The sequence below is a fragment of the Maridesulfovibrio ferrireducens genome, assembly GCF_016342405.1.
GTDB classification, from domain to species: Bacteria; Desulfobacterota; Desulfovibrionia; order Desulfovibrionales; family Desulfovibrionaceae; genus Maridesulfovibrio; species Maridesulfovibrio ferrireducens_A.
In genome coordinates this window covers 25,931-45,441 of sequence record NZ_JAEINN010000001.1, presented here as the reverse complement: position 1 = coordinate 45,441, position 19,511 = coordinate 25,931, and the positions used below count along the sequence as shown (strand labels likewise).

Below are 19,511 nucleotides of genomic sequence, written 5' to 3'. Positions count from 1 at the left end.
TCTATATCTTTAAAAATTAAGCTTATATTACAATGTGTTAGAAATGGCACGCTCCATGCTATTGCCCAATTTTGAGTTCATCAGTGCCAACTATTGATATCTGCCTATTATAGATATTTTTTAGTCCGCAGTTGATGAAGAATTGCTTCCTATTGCATCCTCAGGGCTGCAAAGTTTGATTATTTGATGAGTGAGGAAATCAAATGACGATTGATATTATTGAGGACGAAAAAGCTGCCCCGGCAGAAGAATCTGAAATTCAACTAAAGCTGAGCCTTGGATTACAAGCAAAAGAAGCTGAAGAAGTACTGCAACTTGCCGGCAAGTGTCAGAACTTTTCTCCGAATGATCTCATGCTTGCTGAAGAAATAGCATGGGAGGCGGCTTTCGGCACAGAAGAATCAAGCCGTACTTTTATTAAAGCGCACGTAATAAACGACGATGAACAAATTTTAGTCGGTTTCGTATGCTTTGGTACAATCCCGGACGAAGAAGACTGTTACGAACTTTATCTCGTCGCAGTGGATGATGCCTATCAGGGAATCGGTATCGGCTCTGCGTTACTTGATGAGGTGGACAGACAGGTCTCAATGGACAACGGAAGTATGATTTTCTGCGAGATACCGGAACACAGATCCCTCGCACCGGTTCATTATTTTTTTGAAGCCCTAGGGTATGACAGACAATCGCAGTATTACCGTTTTTTTGTGCCGTCTCAAGGCAACCTAGTTTATGCCCGAGAAGTGGAACAATTTGATGACGAAAATTAGCCCCAATTACATATGGAGAAAATGCCGTGTCGAGTGAATTTTACTCAGATACAATTTATGGACAGGTCGTACCGTTTGACGGTGACTTAGATGATAAATTTCAGTTAGCCATTATGGTAGACGGAGAAGAAGAATTCATTGTCGAGCCGGATATTAATGGACGGAATCTGCATGAATTTATGGATCAATGGATCAAAGCTCAGGTTCTCGTTAATGAAACAGACGAAGGCTTTTTCGTAAAAATACGTGAAGTCTCAGTTGATGAGGGAGGCTGGGAATACGACGATGACAACTGGTAAATGGTAATTATCCGGAGGCCGCATTATTCTCCTTTTCTCGGAGTCTTAGTGCGGTCTCCTTCTGAAGTTCTTTTGGACAGTCTCCGCATTAAATCTTCCTGCAATCTTTCCATATAATCATCCGGAAAGCCCCAGACCGGCTACCTTCTTCCTTTACGAATCCTCGCTCTTTCGGCGATGCATTATATCACTGCTGTCACAACTTAGAATTATCTTTTAGGTATCTTTATAACAACAATTCATTTTTTCACGACCATTGTCTAAAACACAAAAGGAATCTATATATAATTAATGAAGTTTAGCTCTCAACAATAAGGAGATACTTTTTGGATTCTGAATATCAGGACAACCCAGATCGTCTGCCGGAACAAATATCAGAAGTATTTGAATCTTTTTCTGATTTCATTCTGTTTGCAGACAAGGAAGGAATTATCTGCCGCGCCAATAAACCCGCGCAATCTTTTTTCGAGGACAAATTGATTGGTAACACTCTCTGGAGTGTCTTCAGAGTAGAAACTGACAATATAGCTAATTTTGTTAAGCTCTACCCCACAGAAAATGTTCATGAAATACCATACGGAGAAAGCGGTGGAAGCTACTCCTTAAGACTCATATCGCTACCGGTCCCTTTTTGCTCAGACGGTTTTTTAGCGATTGTTACCAACAATGCGCCTCTGGTTGAACTCCATGAAACATATGAAGAACGTCTTGAAAGCGGACTCGAAAAAACCCGCGAACAGGTCGACGGTATGAATGTCGCATTACGGTCTGTCATCGAATCGGTAGAAGAAGAAAAAAAAGACATGCACGAAGATTTTGCATTGCAAGTGCGCGAGCAGATCATACCCGCCCTCGACAGAATGATTAAAGAGCCACTCCCGCAAATGCGAAAAAGCTTCGGAAAATTTATTAAAGAACGATTAGAAGCTCTTACAGGAAAAACAGGAGATCAATTCGAAGATCTTCTACTTAAGCTAACTCCTCGCGAAATTGAAATATGCCGCTACATAGAAGCGGGAAAAAGCAGTGAACATACCGCGGAACTACTCGGACTTTCTGTGGATACAATTCTGACTCATCGGAAAAATATCCGGCGCAAACTCGGCCTGCGCGGGAAAAAGATTTCACTCATTTCCTACCTCAAGCATCAAAACAACTCATAGTTAAATGGGTACCAAAACTACCCATTAAGTACCTAGTAAGTCACCTTGCGACTTAACTGTTAGTTTGATTTAATCAAAAAATAAGAACAATTACTCAATTTATTTTTGTTTTTTTAATGTTTTACACTCTAAAATTTAATTTTACTGATGTAAAAGAAATTAATTTCATTGCTATTTAATATCTATTTGCATTCTCAATGCATTAAAATATATATTTTACATACTCATAATATGCTTACACAGCATACTACTGACTTTTTTTACGACATACAAAAATTTAACATCAAAAATTATCGCGTGTAACAACAGGCTTTAATAACCCTTTTTAACGCCTTCTACCTTATTGATTTTACATTATTTATAACGACACGGCTGTCAAAGGACTTACAATGGAAGTATACAATTCACATCAGCAGCAATTATCCGACATTTTAGACGAAGATTCGTCCAAAACGGACTGGACTGATTGGAAATGGCATATCCGCAATTCAATAAAGACAGTGTCCGGTTTTGAAAAAGCGCTCGGTATAAAGTTCAGCGATAAGGAACGAAGGTTACATGAACAAACGCTCAAAAAATTCCCTCTTGCTGTAACTCCTTATTATTTATCTCTTATCCATACAGATAACTACAAAAACGACCCAGTATTCAAACAGTCCTTTCCAAATCCGCGCGAACTTATAATCAGCCGCAGTGATATGGTGGACCCATTACATGAAGATAAAGACAGCCCTGTACCGGGCCTTACTCATAGATATCCGGATCGAGTTTTATTTCATGTCAGTAATCTCTGCTCAATGTATTGCAGACATTGTACCCGCAAAAGAAAAGTGGGAGATGTAGATTCCATCCCCGGTGAAGCTCAGCTTGAAGCAGGGTTAGACTACATCCGCAACACTCCGCAAATCAGAGATGTTCTGCTTTCCGGAGGAGATCCGTTCATGCTCTCCGATGAAAAACTGGACTGGCTGCTCACTAAAATAGGTGAAATTGACCATGTGGAAGTTGTAAGAATCGGAACACGTATGCCTGTTGTCCTGCCGTATAGAATAACGGACAAACTCGTAAATATGTTGAAGAAGCATCATCCCCTTTGGATCAATACCCATTTCAACCATCCACGTGAGCTGACAGCATCTTCGCGAAGGGCTTTAACAAAACTTGCCGACGCCGGAATCCCGCTTGGTAATCAGAGTGTCCTTCTAGCCGGAATCAATGATTGTCCGCGTCTTATAAAAACGCTCAATCATAAATTAGTAAAAAACAGAGTTCGTCCATACTACCTTTACCAGTGCGATCTTTCCGAAGGATTGTCACATTTCAGAACTCCAGTGGGCAAAGGGATAGAAATCATGGAAAGCCTGCGCGGACATACCAGTGGGTTTGCTGTTCCGACCTATGTCATTGATGCTCCCGGCGGTGGCGGAAAAATCCCAGTGATGCCGAACTATATTGTTTCGTGGGCTACAAACAAGATTATTTTGCGAAATTACGAAGGGGTTATAACCACTTACGCTGAACCGGAAACCTACGAATGCAATTATTGCGACCGCGACTGCGAGAATTGCAAACTGCAATTAATGGAAGATGACGCAGAAGAAAACCCCATCGGAATTGCAAAACTGCTTTCCGATTGGGATGAGACACTCAGCCTGACTCCTGAAGAAAACGAAAGAACTGAAAGATGTGCTAATGATTCCTGATAAAATAATTTCAATCGGACAAAGCAAAATTCAGATTGGCCCGCTTAATGACAGAATTTATCTGATGAACCTGTCACCGGACGACATGCCTGAAATTCTTTTTAAGCTTAAAAGCAAAGCCGAGGCAGCCAATGTCTCAAAGATTTTTGCCAAAATCCCAAGAATTTACTTGCCGGACTTTGTAGCAGAAGGATTTACAGAAGAAGCGTCAGTTCCGAATTTATTTTCTAATGATGACGGAGCTTTTTTAAGCTTATACAGACAGCCTTGGCGTGAAAACATTGAAAATCAAAGTGAACTTGATAAAGTTATTGCTGTTGCTGAAAGAAAATCAGGAGCAGGAGTTGAGAACAAACTTGAAGAAGGGCTGAAAATCAGGAAATTAACCGTTCAGGATTGCGAACTCCTTGCAGCCTTATACAAAGAGATCTTCAGCACCTACCCCTTCCCTGTTCATGACGCTGAATTCCTCAAACATGAAATAAATCAAAACGGCTGTTTTTATGGAGTTTTTAACAAGGATAAATTAATCGGTGCGGCTTCAGCAGAAGCAGGCTCGGACGGATGGAGTGCGGAACTTACCGACTTTGCAGTTCTACCCGCATATCGCAAGAAAGGTATAGCCGGATCATTACTGCACAAGCTAGAAAAAGAATCCGCAGCAACAGGTAAAAAGTGCTTTTTCACGATTGCACGGGCCTGTTCATACGGAGTAAATTCTCTTTTTGCCAAAGCCGGGTATACTTATTCTGGAACAATCCCGAATAATACTAATATCAGCGGAGGACTAGAAACAATGAATATATGGTTTAAGCATCTACCCTAAGGATCTTAATTCATAAACTATTCATTAATACCCTGCTTCATCATGCGTTTGAAAAGGGTTTCTACAAACTTACCGGAAACAACATCCGGCAGAGAAAAAAGCGGCATCTTTTCGTCAGACAAAACTCCGGTGTAAGCAAACCATATTTCCGAAGAAATCTTATTCAATGCGGGAATCAGAAACTTGCCCCACAATTCTCCATCCTCGGAAAGATCCAACCCGAAAGCTCTGCATTGCAAAGGACGATCATCAAATAAAAGGCATGATTTATTTTTAAGCAACGGACAAACCGAGCCTGCCCCGGACAGACAAAACTCAAGAACTCCTTTTTCTTTGCTCAGTTCAGATGCAGCCCTCCTTTCAGCCCAAGCGGTTTCAACAGCCCGTTCAATCACAGCAAGACGTTCTTCGTGACCAAGCTCCAGATTAATCTGATGACTGAGATGTACAGCTTCCACCAAGGTAAGACTGACCGGAGTTCTACAACACTGATCATTATTGAGTCCGCAGGCTTCAACTTGTGCAGACTCACGAGCGACAGATTCAACGCGCTGAATCAATTGATCATAATCATTAAAAAAAGGAGACAGATCAACCAGCCTTTTGAATTCCAGATAAGGTTCACGAATCGTTAACTTGCCGCTCTTTTTGCCGTATTTACGGATGACCCACCACTGTTCGAAATTGGCAGGTTTGGATCTCAGTTTTCTTAAAGCTTTCCAAGCCAATCTATGCCCCAGACCTCGACGAAGCAAATAGGCATTGAGAATTGTTCCGGTACGCCCGATACCGTGACGACAATGAATCAAAACCTTTTTACCTAGATAAATAGCTTCATCCAGCCATTCCAGAGTCTTTTCAAGTTCAATAAGCCCCGGAGCCTCTTCATCCTTGAGCGGAAGATAATAGACATCAAACCCGGCCTCTCTCTGGATGTCACAAAGGTCGCAGAACTCCCCGCACAGGTTCAGGATCGCATCCACCCCCTGTTCCTCCAGCGATTTAAGTTGGACACAACTCATGGGAGCACACCCCACGGCAAGCTGGTCCGTAACCCATGTCAGATGATATGCCGGTTTATTATGATCAGTACCCATCAAGCCTCTCCGCACTCTCAATAAACAGCCGGACTTCGGCTTTCACTTGTTTCTCATTTTGAAGACGCATATCCATCAGTCGCGTAACCGCCAGCAGATACCCCAATATATTTAACAAAACACAGGTATCTTTCTCACTGATTCTGGAACATATGGCGTCAAGCATATCCCCGTGTATTTCAATTTTGAATCCGTAATGATCAAGCACTCGACGAATAAATTCCAACCGTAAAAGCCTGTTTTCAAGTTCAGATCCACCGCCTCTAAATCTAAAATTAATATAATTCGCCCCTGCGTTGGGTCCGCAGATGGAATCCACTACAGAAAAATGATAGCCAAAACGAATCATAAGATGAAGATAGTCTTCCGAAACAATGCCGTAACTAGCAAGCAACTTCGAATTAACACTGAATATTCCGGCAGAGACCCGGTCGAACTCCTCCCAGTCTATATGAGTCAGTCCCTTTGACCATTTCACCATAGGACTGGCCAGCCCCCTCCAAAGCTCCCGCATTGGCTGACTCTTTATATCCTGAGGAGTTATGTGCCCCCTTTTAGGTACGCTTGAAACTAATCCCTTACCGAGATCAAGAATATACATAACCAGAGGTAACTCACTTTTCAATTCTTTTGCCGCGCCCATACCGCGACCCATTTTATCCACCAATGAAAACATTTCTTCTACTGATTTTTCATGGCAAAAACGAACTAAATCATGCAGCGAACAACACCCTTCAGCCGTAAAATCAGCAGACTCAGGGTTCGTAAGGTTCAGCTTTACAGTAAAAGGCGCAACTTTGGAGGAAAAATCAAAGACTCGCTGTGCAATTTTCTCTTTCTTAAAATTTCTAGTTACCACTTCCTCCACACAGCCATCGAACACCGTTCCATCACCCCCGTCTACCGTCACAAATTGTCCTGTTGAAAAACGCCCTAGAGTGTCCCCGACCAAAACGGGTAGACCACACTCACGTGCAACGGATGCAAAATGACTTGCCCGGCTGCCTGTGCCGGCAATAACCCCGTTCATTTTAGAGATAAACAGAGAAAGTACGGGCTTAAGAGTCGGTGTAACAACGATCGCCCCTTCAGGAATATTCGCAAAATCCTTACCGGTTACTGCAAAATAAATCTCACCGCATCCCACTCCCAGTGACGCACGCTCAAGCCCTTTGACTATAGGAGTGTTCTCTATTGGTGAGTGAACCTCGGCAGCTTTATCTGTATTCTGCTGTATCGGACGTGTCTGTAAGATATAAACATTGCCGGAAGAGTCTTTAGCCCACTCAATGTCTTGCGGAAAGCCGAAAAGAGATTCAAGCCGCATGGCAATCCGTCCGAGCTCAAGAAGAGTTGCCTCACTTGGAAGAGCATCCCTCTTTGTAGAATTGATTCGAATCAATTTAGGTTCAGGATCTCGGGAGAGAAAAGCTTTTGCAGGAGAAATACTTCCATCTACCAAAGAGTCACCAAGCCCGTGAACTCCATAAATACAGATATTTTCACTACGGAACTGAGAGTCAGGATTCTTAGAATAGATAACCCCCGCTTTCTCAGCTTCAACCATGGGAAGAATCAACACAGCCATAGCAGTTTCGCTGTCGGAAAGTCCGTTAGAAATTCGGTAAAAAACAGCTCGGGGACAGAATTTACCAGCCAAAACCCGTTTATACGCTTCAAGCACATCTTTTTTCTGCACACTGAGTTCACTGGCATATTGTCCGGCAAAAGAGATATCACCGTCTTCGGCCAACGCACTTGAGCGGACAGCTATCAACTCCTCCTCCGAAAACATCTCCGACATAGCCAAACTGATACCATCCGCAATTTCATCGGGAACATCTGCGGCCAAAATCAGTTCCTGTATTTCAAGGGTAAGCTTCGCAAGGAGGGAATGGTTATCAACCTCCATAAGGCTTAAACGACTTTCTATTGCATCTCTCAACCCGTTAAAATCAATAAACAGATTAAAAGCATTCGCAGTCACAACAAAACCGGGCGGAACATTAACACTGCCTTCGTTGAAAGCACGCCCGAGATTAGCTCCTTTGCCCCCGGCCAAATCAGGAAAGTCTGCGGCTTTGTCAAGAGAGAGAATATAAGGAGGGTCAGAGTCCGGCAGATCATGATCAACAGCAAGCTTTACGCGGTCATCTATTCTACAAAAATTTTCCGCTAAATTCATGTAACGAAGGGGATTCATTTCGACCAGTTGCCCGGTCATAGCCTCAACTGCCAATGATAACCGATGAATCAGCCAGATCACGCGCTGATTATCAACCTTTTTTTTACTGTAAAAGACGTCTTCAAGATCAGCAATTAATTCAAGGGCAGTAGCATCATGGACTAAAAGAGACTTAAACGCCGAATACTTATGCCTAAGGTGAGCGCCCGGAGCAAAAAAAAGATACGTCCAATATTTAAAAAGTTGTTTGACCTGCATGAGCCCCGTTCCCTTTCAAGAATTTCTACACTCTTGGATTCGAGTTCATCGACACTAAAGATCTAATCCTATTATTGCCTATGATGTAATACTACCCTAAAACTCTATAAAACCAACATTAATTTATACGAAAATAAAAATCTCATATTAATAATCAGTTATTGCACTGGACTGATTAAATACTCAGGAGTAAACCACTTTTGCGTTTTGTATACTATAGCCGACAGAGAGTAAGTCCTTATAGTTATTGCGGCAATAAAACACATTAATAACGACAATACTCGCTAACAGCCTAATTATGTCCATCAAAAAGGAGAATTTGATGCAACCTACATTTTTGCAAGCACTAGGCAGCAACTTTCTGGGAGCTGCCCCTAAATGGTACAAACTGACCATTTTATTTTTTCTGGCCTTGAACCCGTGCCTTATGCTCGTTGCCGGACCATTTGTAGCTGGCTGGGCGCTTATTGCAGAGTTCATTTTTACACTGGCAATGGCTTTGAAATGTTATCCTTTGCCAGCCGGTGGACTACTAGCATTTGAAGCAGTCTTTCTGGGCATGACTTCAAGTGAGACAATTTACCATGAAGCTATCAAAAATTTTGAAGTTATCCTGCTGCTGATTTTTATGGTCGCAGGGATCTATTTCATGAAAGAATTTCTGCAATTCACATTTACACGCATTCTCGTTCGAGTCCGTTCTAAGATAGTTATCTCAGTACTGTTCTGTCTTGCAGGCGCTATATTATCAGCATTTCTTGATGCATTGACTGTAACCGCTGTTATTATTGCCGTGGCTTATGGATTCTACAATGTCTATCACAGATTCGCCTCGGGAAAGACCCTGCACTGTGACCATGACCTGTGTAACGATCAGGCTGTCATTGCTAAAAACCGTGAAGATTTGTTGGAATTCCGAGCTTTTCTGCGTAATCTTATGATGCACGGTGCTGTAGGAACAGCCCTCGGCGGAGTTTGCACACTGGTCGGAGAGCCTCAGAACCTGCTCATCGCCAGTGAGATGGGCTGGCACTTCGTAGAATTCTTCCTGAAAGTCATGCCTGTATCAATGCCTGTTTTAGTTACAGGACTGCTGACCTGTGTAACCGTTGAATACTTTCATCTCTTCGGCTACGGAGCACAGTTGCCCGGAAACATTCGTTCTCACCTACTTGAAACAGCTATTAAAATGGAAGAACAACAAGGGCAGAAAGGTAAGGTCCGTTTATTCATTCAGGCAATAACAGGTATATGGCTCGTTACTGCCTTAGCTTTACACCTTGCTGCGGTCGGCGTTATCGGCCTGTCAGTTATTATTCTGCTTACTTCTATGAACGGTGTTATTGAAGAACATCATTTAGGAAAAGCTTTCGAGGAAGCACTGCCCTTTACTGCTCTTCTCGTAGTATTCTTTTCAGTTGTAGCTGTAATTCATGATCAGGGTCTATTTCATCCTATCATTAATTACGTGCTCAGCCTGCATGGCCAAACCCAGCTTGTTGCATACTACATTGCCAACGGCTTGCTCTCGGCTATTTCTGACAATGTATTTGTCGCTACCGTTTATATCTCCGAAACCAAAATGCACTTTGTTCACTTGCTCGGAGCCATTCCCGACATCGGAATGACTGGACAGGCTCTGATGGACAAGCTCACCGATCCACATATTGCACGGGCTGATGCAGTTGCTGGCTTACCACAGGCAGCAGCAACTCAGGCGCTCAGTATTATGACAAATCTTGATAAGCTGGCAGTAGCAATCAACACCGGAACCAATATTCCGAGTGTTGCAACTCCTAACGGTCAGGCTGCATTCCTTTTCTTGCTGACCTCGGCTCTTGCTCCGGTTATCAGGCTTTCTTATGGGAGGATGGTGCTTCTGGCTCTACCTTACACTATCACCATGTCTCTCATGGGTCTCGCGGCTGTTAACTACTTATTGTAGTTTTGATCTAAACGTTTTTAACTTTAAATTACGATACAAAGGAAAGGCTGGCTCCGTAAGGAGACAGCCTTTTTTTAATATATCTTCAATTAAAAGACACTTGCAATCACTAGATTGACTTGTCATATGCGTCAGACTAAAGATTAGAATTTCAAGAACTGCAGCTAGATATAAATATAATACGACAACACGATTTTCAGGGGCGGATATTTAAAATCATGAACAAAACAGAACATTTCGGACTTGATTTTGAAACATTTGCAAAACTTATCGACAATCTGCACGATGAGATAATTATCTACGATAATAATTACCGCATGCTTTACGTGAACAAAGCCTGCGAAAGACACTACGGGTTCTCTCAACAGGAAATGATCAACATGCCTTTCTGGGATGTAGTGGAAAAGCACAACTCCTGGGATCGCCCCATTCTGCCCCTTGTTTACGAAAAAAAAATTCCGGTTAAACAAAAACAAAAGACATATCTGGGGCTTGAGGTTTTAACCATTGCGGTCCCTCTTCTAGATGAAAACAGAGACGTAAAATACGTCCTTTTAAGTATCCGGGACAACTTTCACGAAGGCCGGATTCTCGACCCCGAAAAGTTAGTTTACGATCAGGAAGACCCTGCTTCAGCCAGACCTGAAGATCTTATCTACCACAGCAAACTGATGGAACAAACTGTCAACGCGGCTCGCAAGGTAGGCAGCATCAGCGCTCCGTGCCTGCTTCTGGGCGAATCCGGTTGCGGCAAAAGTCTTTTAGCAAAGTTCATTCATGCCAACGGAAAACGGGCCGACAAACCCTTTATAGTGGTCAACTGCGCCGCCATTCCTCAGGAACTTTTTGAATCTGAACTTTTTGGGCATGTAGAGGGAGCTTTTTCCGGTGCAACCAAATCCAGAGGCGGACTTTTTGCCAAGGCAGAAGGAGGAACTCTTTTTCTGGATGAAATATCCGAACTCCCTCTCCCCATGCAGGCGAAACTTCTTTATGCGGTGCAGGAACTTGAATACCGCCCGGTAGGCAGCTCCTCCACGGTGAAAGCAGACGTACGCATTTTAGCTGCCTCCAATCGCAATATGGACCGCATGGTCGAGTCCGGAGCCTTTCGACAGGATTTATATTTCCGGCTCAATGTCTTTGATATTATAATTCCCCCTCTGCGAGACAGACTTGATGACCTCATTCCCTTGTTACACTTTTTTCTAAACCGCTACGGAAAAGCCCACGGCAAAGGAAAAAGATTTTCCTCCAATGCCCAGAAAGTACTCTGTCTCTACTCATGGCCCGGCAACATCCGAGAACTGGCCCACCTTGTGGAACGACTTGTCGTCACGGTGGAAGATGACATTATCAACGTGGATCACCTTCCCTCATCCATCTATGAAACAACCTGCAACTACTTATCTCCCATTCTGGGAGCAGGCTCCCTTGACGAGGCCATGCAGGCTGTTGAACGCCAACTGATTATTGATGCCTATGCCGAACATGGCAGCAGCCGCAAAGTTGCTGTTGCCCTTAAAATAAGCCAATCACGAGCCTCCCGCCTGATCAGAACGTATACACATACCACAAAGCCGTAACCACCGAGTCTCAGAAGACTCACCGAGTCATTATAGACTCAGACTTTACTACGACAACACCCACATCACTTTCGCCAATAAGTGAGTCGCTAATGACTCAAAACTAAATTATTGATTGAATGATCATACAGTGGTTATATTTCTTAACATGCTCAAATAAAAGGCTTTTGATTGGGAAAAACTTCACTTTTCCATTGGCACACACTTTGCTCATACAGAGTTAAAGACATAACCCAAAAACAAGATGCAAAGCCTGCCATGAGGGAAGGTAAAGTTATGGAGGTAACTTTTCAGGCAGATTAAAATGCATAGCATTTATCTGCATTCAGGCAGCATCATAGTTATGTGAGTGGAGGCGGCCGCAGCAATAGACATGTGTGGCAATTAAATAAGGCGACTTACTTATCAAGGGAGAAGACTGTATGTTTAAGAATCGCAGATACTACGGAATGGCGTGTGCACTGCTTGCCACAATGCTTTGGGCAGGTGCTTTTGTTGTTGCAAGACTGGCTGTAGGACAAATTTCCCCAATGACACTTGGAGCAACCCGCTGGTTTATAGCTCTTCTTATTTTGTGTACTTTCACACTGCCGAGAGTGAAAAAAGAATGGCATGTAGCCAAAAAATTTCTACCACAGATTATAGCAGCGGCTCTTACCGGTGTAGCGGCATATTCCCCGTTAAGCTACTTTGCAGCCCAGACAACTTCGGCTATCAATCTATCCCTAATTTCTGTTACCACACCGATCTTTATCGTAATAATCTCCTCACTGATGGGACAAAAACAGTCAAGCAACACTTGGATAGGCTGTACAATCGCCCTTTTCGGATCATTTTATCTTGTCTGTAACGGCGACATGGAAAGACTGATTGGACTGCATTTTGCCGCAGGTGATATCCTCATGCTTCTGGCAGCCGTCGGATTTGCTATATACAGCCTCATTCTGAGAAAGATCCCTGAAGGACTCTCCCAGATCACTATCATGTCTCTCATGTCCTTCTTTGCCGTACTGATGCTCATCCCTTGCGTTATCTGGGAATCCACTCAGCCTTCAATGATTTTCAACATGAACGGCATAGTATTCTTCAGCATCGTGTTCTCAGCTGTCTGTTCTTCAGTCATCGCATGGCTCACATGGAACATCGGTCTTGAAAATGCCGGCCCTGCAACATCCGGTATGATTTACTACAGCCTCCCTCTCTGGGGTGGACTCTTTGCCTTCCTTTTCCTTGGCGAAACAATGGGCATGGTCCATCTTGTCAGCGGAATCATGATTATCGGCGGTATCTTCTGGGCCAGCCGTAGCCCCAAGACAACTCCCGCCAAAGACGCATTACCAAACGAAGCTTAACCGCATCTCGACTCCATAAATAGACGGGCGGGCATATTGCCCGCCCCGCCTGAAACTTATTCAGCTTCCATCCGGGGACTTTTAACCCGGAAACAGGAGCGGTGCGTTCTGCAAACTATATACTTCGGCCTGTAAAAGGCTCCATCGATTAACGAACCACTTAAGGAATTGGACTATGAATCGCGACGAACAACAGAAAAAGCTCATTCACCTGACAGTAAACGGGGAAACCTGCTCGCTTCACGTAGAGCCACACTGGACTCTCTCAAAAGTTCTGCGCAACGACTGCGGTCACACCGGAACAAAAGAGGGTTGCGGCGAAGGTGCTTGCGGCTCCTGCACTGTCCTTATCGACTCTGTGGCAGTACCGGCATGTATGATTCTTGCTGTTGAGCAGGAAGGTAAAGACATTGAAACCATCGAAGGACTGTCCAAAGACGGCAACCTTCATCCCATTCAGGAAGCGTGGCTTGAAGAGTACGGTTCACAATGCGGTTTCTGCTCTCCCGGCATGATCATGTCCACCAAAGCACTACTGCTGAAAAACGCTTCTCCGACTGACGATGAAATCAAAGAAGCCCTCGGCGGCAACATCTGTATCTGCAGCAACTACGAGCACATCATCAATGCAGTAAGAAGCGCAGCCAAGAAAATGGCAAAGGAGCAGATCTAATGATTGAAACAAAATCCATCGGAACCTCAGTCCGCCAGAAAGACGGCCCTGCGCGCGTCACCGGATCAGCAAAATATTACGCCGACTTCATCTTTCCGGGCATGCTCCAGACACGCATTCTGCGCAGCCCCTATCCTGCAGCCGACATTATATCTATCAATACCAGTGAAGCAGAAGCATTACCGGGTGTACGCCTCGTAATGACTCACGAGAACTACCCCAAGGCTTTCCGCTCTTCACTCTATTATGTAGGCGATCTCGTTGCCGCAGTCATTGCCGACGATGAAACCATTGCTCAGGAAGCCATGGCTCTCATCAAGGTCGAGTACAATAAAAAGAAATTTGTGCTGAGCATTGAGGATGGCATCAAGCCGGACTCCCCACAGGTTTTCGAAGGCATAGACAACTGTCAGGACTGGGCGTTCCATGCAATACTTAGTGATCGAGATCCTGAATCCCGCCTTTTCAAGACCAAAACTCCTTCAGACTACAACGGATTCGGAGACATTGAGCAAGGTTTTTCCGAAGCGGACGTCATCGTCGAGCAGAAAGGTCTGAAATATGCTTACTGCAAAGGTCCGGCAATGGAACCTCGCGGATGCACAGCCAGTTTTGATGGCACCAAGATGCATGTATATACTCATTCACAGGGACTGCATGATGAGAAACTCTGCCTTGCGCAGGCTCTCGGCATAAATGCCAACATGCTCAACTACGTGTCCCCTTTCACCGGATCAAGTTTCGGTGGCAAGAACGCTTTCCCACTGGACCGCAATATTGCGTCGCACTATCTGGTGATTGCCGGATTGGCCTGTCTTGATCTGAAAAAACCAGTGCACTGCCCCTATTCCCGCGAAGAAGAAATGGTTTCCGGCTGGTCGCGCGGTAGTATCGGAAATGTTAAAATAGGCTTCAAAAAAGACGGAACCCTGACCACCATGGATCTGGAACACTGGCAGGAAACAGGCTCAGGCGGCGACAAATATCCCGCCAAAAACGCCATGCTTGCCACGGGATCTGTCCTTTATTCCCGTAACTGCCAACACTTGCGCGGCAAAATCAGATATGTAAATACCAACCGCTTTCCCGCTTCCGGATGGCAGGGCTACGGAGCTCCTGAAGGAGTCTTCGCGGTTGAGACAACCATGGATATAGCCGCTGACCAGATGGGAATTGACCCGGTAGAAATCCGCAAAAAGAATTGTATGCGCACCGGAGATATCGATTCCGGCTGGGATACGTTATCCTATAAGTCATGTTACATTTCCTCATCCGGTATCCGCGACTGCCTAGATGAAGGGGCCAAGCATCTGGACTGGAAAAATAACTGGCAGCACCCCAGCAAAAAAACCGGACGTATCCGTCACGGCCTCGGAGTAGCAATCTTCGCCATGGGCGCAGGTCGTCCCGGACCGGGCAACTCCAGTGAAGCCATGGTCAAAATATATCCTGACGGTTCAGCCGCGCTGGTTTGCGCAATCGCCGACATCGGACAGGGACAGCACACAGTACAGTGTCAGATTGTAGCGGATGTCCTCGGACTTCCTTACAAGAATATCGGCATTGTCTGCCATGACACCGACTCTACTCCTTTTGCAACTCTGGTTGCCAACAGTTGTGGAACATGGATTCAGGGCTGGGCCACCTACGAAGCAGCAATCGACGCTAAACGTCAGGTGCTTGATCTGGCGGCACTAAAACTCGGAGTCCCTACGCAGGCCCTTTCCATGAATGAAAAAGGTGTCTTCGTAACCGCTGAACCGGAAAAATGCCTGACCTTTGCCGAAGCTTTCGGAGCACGCGGTCATTACGGCGGTATCCATGAAGTCACCGGATACTACATCAACAACTCACCGCACCCGAATGGACTCAAAGACGGCAAAAAAGATCAGGTTTATATCCCCAAAGAGAAAGGAGCACAGTTCATTTCTCTGGATGTAGACACTGAAACAGGTATGATTTCCAACGTAGAAGTAGTCATGGCTCAAAATGTAGGCAAGGCTCTCAATCCTAAAATCGTAGCAGGACAGCTCTCAACTTCCAGACATGGTGTAGAGAATGCCATTCTCGCCAACGACTGCATTGTGGATAAACGCAATGGCTGGCTCATGACCCCCAACTGGGTGGATTACCGCCACTGCACGTCCATGGACTGCGATGTTAAACCTATCGTCATCGAAAAACCCGGAGATCCTACGCATCCGTTCGGCGCAACAGCCTGCGGTGAAGGGGCAGCCTGCCCTTCGCTTGCTGCTTTTTCCAATGCAATCTTCAACGCCACCGGTGTGAGAATTATTGAAACTCCGTTTACACCTGACAAAATCCTCTTGGGCCTTGGTAAAATTCAGCCCAAAAGGAGGGCAAAATAATGAAACGTTTTAATCACTTTGATGCTTCCAGCGTGGAAGAAGCTGTTTCCCTTTTACAGAAACACAAAGGGTCTTCGTACGTAATCGCAGGCGGAAGTGACCTGATGGGCTGTCTGAAAGATCACCTCTGGATGGAATACCCCGAAGCGATCATCAACCTTAAAACCATCCCCGGCCTGAAAAAAATTCAGTTGAAAGAAGACGGACTGCATCTCGGCGCACTGGTTACCCTCACCGAGCTTTCCGAGTCGCACACTGTTAAAACAACATGGCCCGGACTTGCAGAAGCTGCACGCCGCACAGGCTCTCCTCTGCTCCGTAATATGGGAACTTTAGCCGGAAATATATGTCAGGAAAACCGCTGTTGGTACTATCGCTATCCCGATAAAATCGGTGGGCGTATCGACTGTGTACGTAAAGGCGGCAAACGTTGTCTTGCAGTCCCCGGTGATCACCGCTTCCACTCCATATTCGGTGCAGTGAATAAGTGTATCGCAGTTAATCCCAGTGATACTGCTCCAGCCTTTGTAGCTTTAAATGCTGTAGTTAAAACAACTAAGCGTGAAATTCCTATTGATGAATTCTTCACCGCAGAAAAGGGCGCAGCATCAACCATTCTGGACCGCGACGAAATAGTAACGGAGATATTCGTTCCCCGTCCCGCAGAAGGTTCAAAAAGTGCGTTCATGAAAATATCATACCGCAAATCCATCGATTTTGCGCTTGTTAACTGCGCTGCAGCTTTAACCATTGTAGACGGGAAAATCAGTGCAGCCCGCATCTGTTTGAACGCGGTGCACAATAATCCCCGCCGCTGTGAAACTTCAGAAGCAGCTCTCATCGGTAAAGAGCTTACTGAAGAAACAGCACAGGAAGCAGGTCAGCTTGCTGTAGCAGAAGCAAAAGCCCTGATCCAGAATATATACAAAGTTCAGATAGCCAAAACAATCGTGGCTGACACTCTCATGGAGTGCACCCGATAGGGGCATGAAAATGAAGAACCAAAGCTTAAAGCAAGAAATAGCAAGAACCTCCGGTATTATACTCGCAGCCGGTAGTGCAACCCGTATGGGCAGGGATAAATTATCCCTGCCTTTCCGGGGAATGCCTATGGTGCAGCACGTAATTAATGCTGCAAGAGAATCTCAACTTAACGATGTAACCGTCGTGCTGCCCTGTAATTCAGAGCTGGAAAAAATACTCGACCTCGAAGGATGTGCAGTCGTAACCAGCCCGGACCGTAAACTGGGACAAGCTGAATCATTCAAGACCGGACTGCGTCACGTAAAAGACCACACGCAAGGGGCCATGTTCTTTCTCGGAGATCAGCCACTGATCACTTCTGAAACCATTGACCGTCTGGTCTGGGCTTTTTCACAAGAGCCTGAGTGCTGGGTGGCTCCTATTCAGGAAGGTATGCGCGGTAATCCCATAACTATTCCGGCAAGCTGGTTTGATAGAGCTTTAGAACTGAAAGGTGATACTGGAGCAAGACCTCTGCTGGCTGCTCAGGGTCTAGCCCTGCGATTAGTGCGAATTCACGAAGTCGGACCGTTCCTCGATGTCGACACCGACACCGAATACCAGCAACTACTTAAACATTACGACAGAAAAAGCGCTTAGGAGTATGAAATGAATAAATTAACTCCTCCGATTATAGCTATTCGCGGAGCGGGAGATCTTGCCACAGGTGTAGCTTTGCGTCTTTACCGGGCAGGTCTGAAACGTATTGTAATGCTTGAAACAGATCACCCATTGGCAGTACGGCGTACAGTTGCACTATCTGAAGCAGTCTATCATGGACAGGTTCAAGTGGAAGAAGTAAATGCTCAGTTTGCTGATGCAATAGAGAATATTCCGGCAATCTGGGAAGCTGGGAAAATTGCCATTATATGTGATCCCTCCGGATTGCACCTGCCGGCTATCAAACCTCAGATTCTCATTGATGCTATCATCGCTAAACGTAACCTTGGCACCGAAATAACGATGGCTCCGCTCGTAATAGGTCTCGGGCCCGGCTTCACGGCTGGAAAAGATGTGCACAGGATTGTTGAAACCAAACGTGGTCATCATTTAAGCAGAGTTATTTCATCAGGCTCAGCGGAACCCAACACAGGAGTCCCCGGTAACATCGGCGGCTACACTATTGAACGGGTTTACTGGGCTGAACATGGCGGAATCTTTTCCACCCGTCACGATATCGGTGATAAAATTTCCAAAGGTGACGTTCTGGGCGATGTGGACGGAACAGAAGTGATAGCTGCCATTTCCGGTGTAATTCGAGGCTTGTTAAGCAACGGAACCCCGGTCACGAAAAAGACCAAGCTCGGTGATATCGATCCGCGGGCAACCATCTCATATTGCAACGAAGTTTCCGACAAGGCTCTCTCCATTGCCGGCGGAGTTCTCGAAGTTGTAAGCGCACATATTTTTTCACAGGAGTAATTATGAGCAATTTTATGGACTTATCAGGTCCGAACTCGCTCATATCAGATAAACACAGACTCATTGCCCTCACTGGAGCGGGAGGAAAGACTACGCTTGTGCGCTGGCTGAGCATGTTTTTCAAAGCAGAGAAAAAACGTGTTATTTCAACCACCACAACAAAAATACTCCCGCCCCCTCGTGGACATATTGTTTTGCAAAGTGACGGTCCCCACTTTGCCGAGCGGATTCACTCCGCTCTTAATTTATTTTCATCCATTACCGTCGCACGGGATTTTGATACGGCCTCCGGCAAGCTTCTCGGCTTAAGCAGGGAGGCCATTTCCGCTTTATACAAATCAGATACAGCAGACATCATCCTAGTGGAAGCAGACGGGGCAGCCCGCAAACCTCTCAAAGCCCCCGCTGAACATGAACCTGTTATCCCGGTTGCGGTCGACCTCTGTATCGGAGTCATGGGGCTTGATGCGGTATATCGCACTCTGCATGAAGCTAATGTCCACCGTAGCGAAATATTTTCAAAAATCACTGGAGCTGAAAAAGGGTGCGGAGTTACCCCTAATCATCTGATTGCGCTGGCTGAATCAAAAAACGGACTATTCAAAGAGTGCCCTGAAAATTGTGACAAAATAGCCTTTCTCAACAAAACAGACAGCCCCGGCGGCGAAGAGCTTCTTTCCGAATTTGCACGCCTGCTGCCGACACGAAAAACAAGATCAATTAAATGGTTTGCAGGCAGCGCACGAAACGGGATTATTTTTCCTGTTTTAAACAATATTCAAAAACCGCTGGCCACACCGGAAATCCGGTTTGCATTTTCACAATAGTTCTGGAAGTAGG

The 19,511-nt window shown here is 45.2% G+C and carries 16 protein-coding genes; 14 read left to right on the top strand and 2 right to left on the bottom strand.

The annotated features are described in order from the left end of the window. Nucleotides 1-203: 203 nt before the first annotated feature. The 5 genes from JEY82_RS00170 (at nt 204) to ablB (ending at nt 4,761) form a co-directional block, all read left to right on the top strand. Nucleotides 204-770, top strand: coding sequence for a GNAT family N-acetyltransferase (locus JEY82_RS00170; protein ID WP_304081451.1), 567 nt, complete (start codon nt 204-206; stop codon nt 768-770). A 26-nt stretch (nt 771-796) separates the two neighbouring features. Then, a complete protein-coding gene (locus tag JEY82_RS00165; protein WP_304081448.1) occupies nt 797-1,069 on the top strand; it encodes a hypothetical protein in 273 nt (90 codons plus the stop codon). 326 nt (nt 1,070-1,395) lie between these two features. Beyond that, nucleotides 1,396-2,232, top strand: a complete 837-nt coding sequence (locus JEY82_RS00160) for a LuxR C-terminal-related transcriptional regulator (RefSeq protein ID WP_304081446.1) — start codon at nt 1,396-1,398, stop codon at nt 2,230-2,232. A 389-nt stretch (nt 2,233-2,621) separates the two neighbouring features. Continuing rightward, a complete protein-coding gene (gene ablA, locus JEY82_RS00155; RefSeq protein ID WP_304081444.1) occupies nt 2,622-3,935 on the top strand; it encodes a lysine 2,3-aminomutase in 1,314 nt (437 codons plus the stop codon). Next, nucleotides 3,925-4,761, top strand: coding sequence for a putative beta-lysine N-acetyltransferase (ablB, locus tag JEY82_RS00150; RefSeq protein ID WP_304081441.1), 837 nt, complete (start codon nt 3,925-3,927; stop codon nt 4,759-4,761). The genes ablA and ablB overlap by 11 nt, the downstream gene beginning before the upstream one ends. Nucleotides 4,762-4,778: 17 nt before the next feature. Here the strand turns inward: ablB and JEY82_RS00145 are convergent, their stop codons facing one another. Both JEY82_RS00145 and JEY82_RS00140 read right to left on the bottom strand, forming a co-directional pair. After that, nucleotides 4,779-5,858: a dual specificity protein phosphatase family protein gene (locus JEY82_RS00145; RefSeq protein ID WP_304081438.1), complete on the bottom strand. Its 1,080-nt coding sequence runs from the start codon at nt 5,856-5,858 to the stop codon at nt 4,779-4,781. Continuing rightward, the gene (locus tag JEY82_RS00140; protein WP_304081435.1) at nt 5,848-8,301 is read right to left on the bottom strand and encodes a PEP/pyruvate-binding domain-containing protein; all 2,454 of its coding nucleotides are present in this window, start codon (nt 8,299-8,301) and stop codon (nt 5,848-5,850) included. Before JEY82_RS00140 ends, JEY82_RS00145 begins: the two co-directional genes overlap by 11 nt. 322 nt (nt 8,302-8,623) lie before the next feature. Between JEY82_RS00140 and nhaB the strand changes: the two genes are divergently transcribed. The 9 genes from nhaB (at nt 8,624) to yqeC (ending at nt 19,498) form a co-directional block, all read left to right on the top strand. Then, on the top strand, nt 8,624-10,246 hold the full coding sequence (gene nhaB / locus JEY82_RS00135; RefSeq protein WP_304081432.1) for a sodium/proton antiporter NhaB: 1,623 nt from the start codon (nt 8,624-8,626) through the stop codon (nt 10,244-10,246). A gap of 218 nt (nt 10,247-10,464) precedes the next feature. Then, nucleotides 10,465-11,832: a sigma-54-dependent Fis family transcriptional regulator gene (locus tag JEY82_RS00130; RefSeq protein ID WP_304081430.1), complete on the top strand. Its 1,368-nt coding sequence runs from the start codon at nt 10,465-10,467 to the stop codon at nt 11,830-11,832. A gap of 422 nt (nt 11,833-12,254) precedes the next feature. Continuing rightward, nucleotides 12,255-13,184 (top strand): DMT family transporter, encoded by a 930-nt coding sequence (locus JEY82_RS00125; RefSeq protein WP_304081428.1) that lies wholly within the window; start codon nt 12,255-12,257, stop codon nt 13,182-13,184. Nucleotides 13,185-13,359: 175 nt separating this feature from the next. Further along, nucleotides 13,360-13,857: a (2Fe-2S)-binding protein gene (locus JEY82_RS00120; protein WP_092157363.1), complete on the top strand. Its 498-nt coding sequence runs from the start codon at nt 13,360-13,362 to the stop codon at nt 13,855-13,857. After that, entirely contained in the window at nt 13,857-16,226 is a 2,370-nt protein-coding gene (locus JEY82_RS00115) for a xanthine dehydrogenase family protein molybdopterin-binding subunit (RefSeq protein ID WP_304081422.1), read from the top strand. The genes JEY82_RS00120 and JEY82_RS00115 overlap by 1 nt, the downstream gene beginning before the upstream one ends. Next, nucleotides 16,226-17,209 (top strand): xanthine dehydrogenase family protein subunit M, encoded by a 984-nt coding sequence (locus tag JEY82_RS00110; RefSeq protein ID WP_304081419.1) that lies wholly within the window; start codon nt 16,226-16,228, stop codon nt 17,207-17,209. The genes JEY82_RS00115 and JEY82_RS00110 overlap by 1 nt, the downstream gene beginning before the upstream one ends. 10 nt (nt 17,210-17,219) lie before the next feature. Next, a complete protein-coding gene (locus JEY82_RS00105; RefSeq protein WP_304081417.1) occupies nt 17,220-17,849 on the top strand; it encodes a nucleotidyltransferase family protein in 630 nt (209 codons plus the stop codon). A gap of 9 nt (nt 17,850-17,858) precedes the next feature. Further along, on the top strand, nt 17,859-18,671 hold the full coding sequence (yqeB, locus tag JEY82_RS00100) for a selenium-dependent molybdenum cofactor biosynthesis protein YqeB (RefSeq protein WP_304081414.1): 813 nt from the start codon (nt 17,859-17,861) through the stop codon (nt 18,669-18,671). A gap of 2 nt (nt 18,672-18,673) precedes the next feature. Next, on the top strand, nt 18,674-19,498 hold the full coding sequence (gene yqeC, locus JEY82_RS00095; protein WP_304081411.1) for a selenium cofactor biosynthesis protein YqeC: 825 nt from the start codon (nt 18,674-18,676) through the stop codon (nt 19,496-19,498). Nucleotides 19,499-19,511: the final 13 nt, after the last annotated feature.

Coding starts and splice junctions, on each gene's coding strand:
- JEY82_RS00145 (WP_304081438.1), bottom strand. CDS start 5,858: ATGGGTACTGATCATAATAAACCGGCATATCATCTGACATGGGTTACG.
- ablB (WP_304081441.1), top strand. CDS start 3,925: ATGATTCCTGATAAAATAATTTCAATCGGACAAAGCAAAATTCAGATT.
- ablA (WP_304081444.1), top strand. CDS start 2,622: ATGGAAGTATACAATTCACATCAGCAGCAATTATCCGACATTTTAGAC.
- yqeC (WP_304081411.1), top strand. CDS start 18,674: ATGAGCAATTTTATGGACTTATCAGGTCCGAACTCGCTCATATCAGAT.
- JEY82_RS00120 (WP_092157363.1), top strand. CDS start 13,360: ATGAATCGCGACGAACAACAGAAAAAGCTCATTCACCTGACAGTAAAC.
- JEY82_RS00140 (WP_304081435.1), bottom strand. CDS start 8,301: ATGCAGGTCAAACAACTTTTTAAATATTGGACGTATCTTTTTTTTGCT.
- nhaB (WP_304081432.1), top strand. CDS start 8,624: ATGCAACCTACATTTTTGCAAGCACTAGGCAGCAACTTTCTGGGAGCT.
- JEY82_RS00170 (WP_304081451.1), top strand. CDS start 204: ATGACGATTGATATTATTGAGGACGAAAAAGCTGCCCCGGCAGAAGAA.
- JEY82_RS00105 (WP_304081417.1), top strand. CDS start 17,220: ATGAAGAACCAAAGCTTAAAGCAAGAAATAGCAAGAACCTCCGGTATT.
- yqeB (WP_304081414.1), top strand. CDS start 17,859: ATGAATAAATTAACTCCTCCGATTATAGCTATTCGCGGAGCGGGAGAT.
- JEY82_RS00110 (WP_304081419.1), top strand. CDS start 16,226: ATGAAACGTTTTAATCACTTTGATGCTTCCAGCGTGGAAGAAGCTGTT.
- JEY82_RS00125 (WP_304081428.1), top strand. CDS start 12,255: ATGTTTAAGAATCGCAGATACTACGGAATGGCGTGTGCACTGCTTGCC.
- JEY82_RS00115 (WP_304081422.1), top strand. CDS start 13,857: ATGATTGAAACAAAATCCATCGGAACCTCAGTCCGCCAGAAAGACGGC.
- JEY82_RS00130 (WP_304081430.1), top strand. CDS start 10,465: ATGAACAAAACAGAACATTTCGGACTTGATTTTGAAACATTTGCAAAA.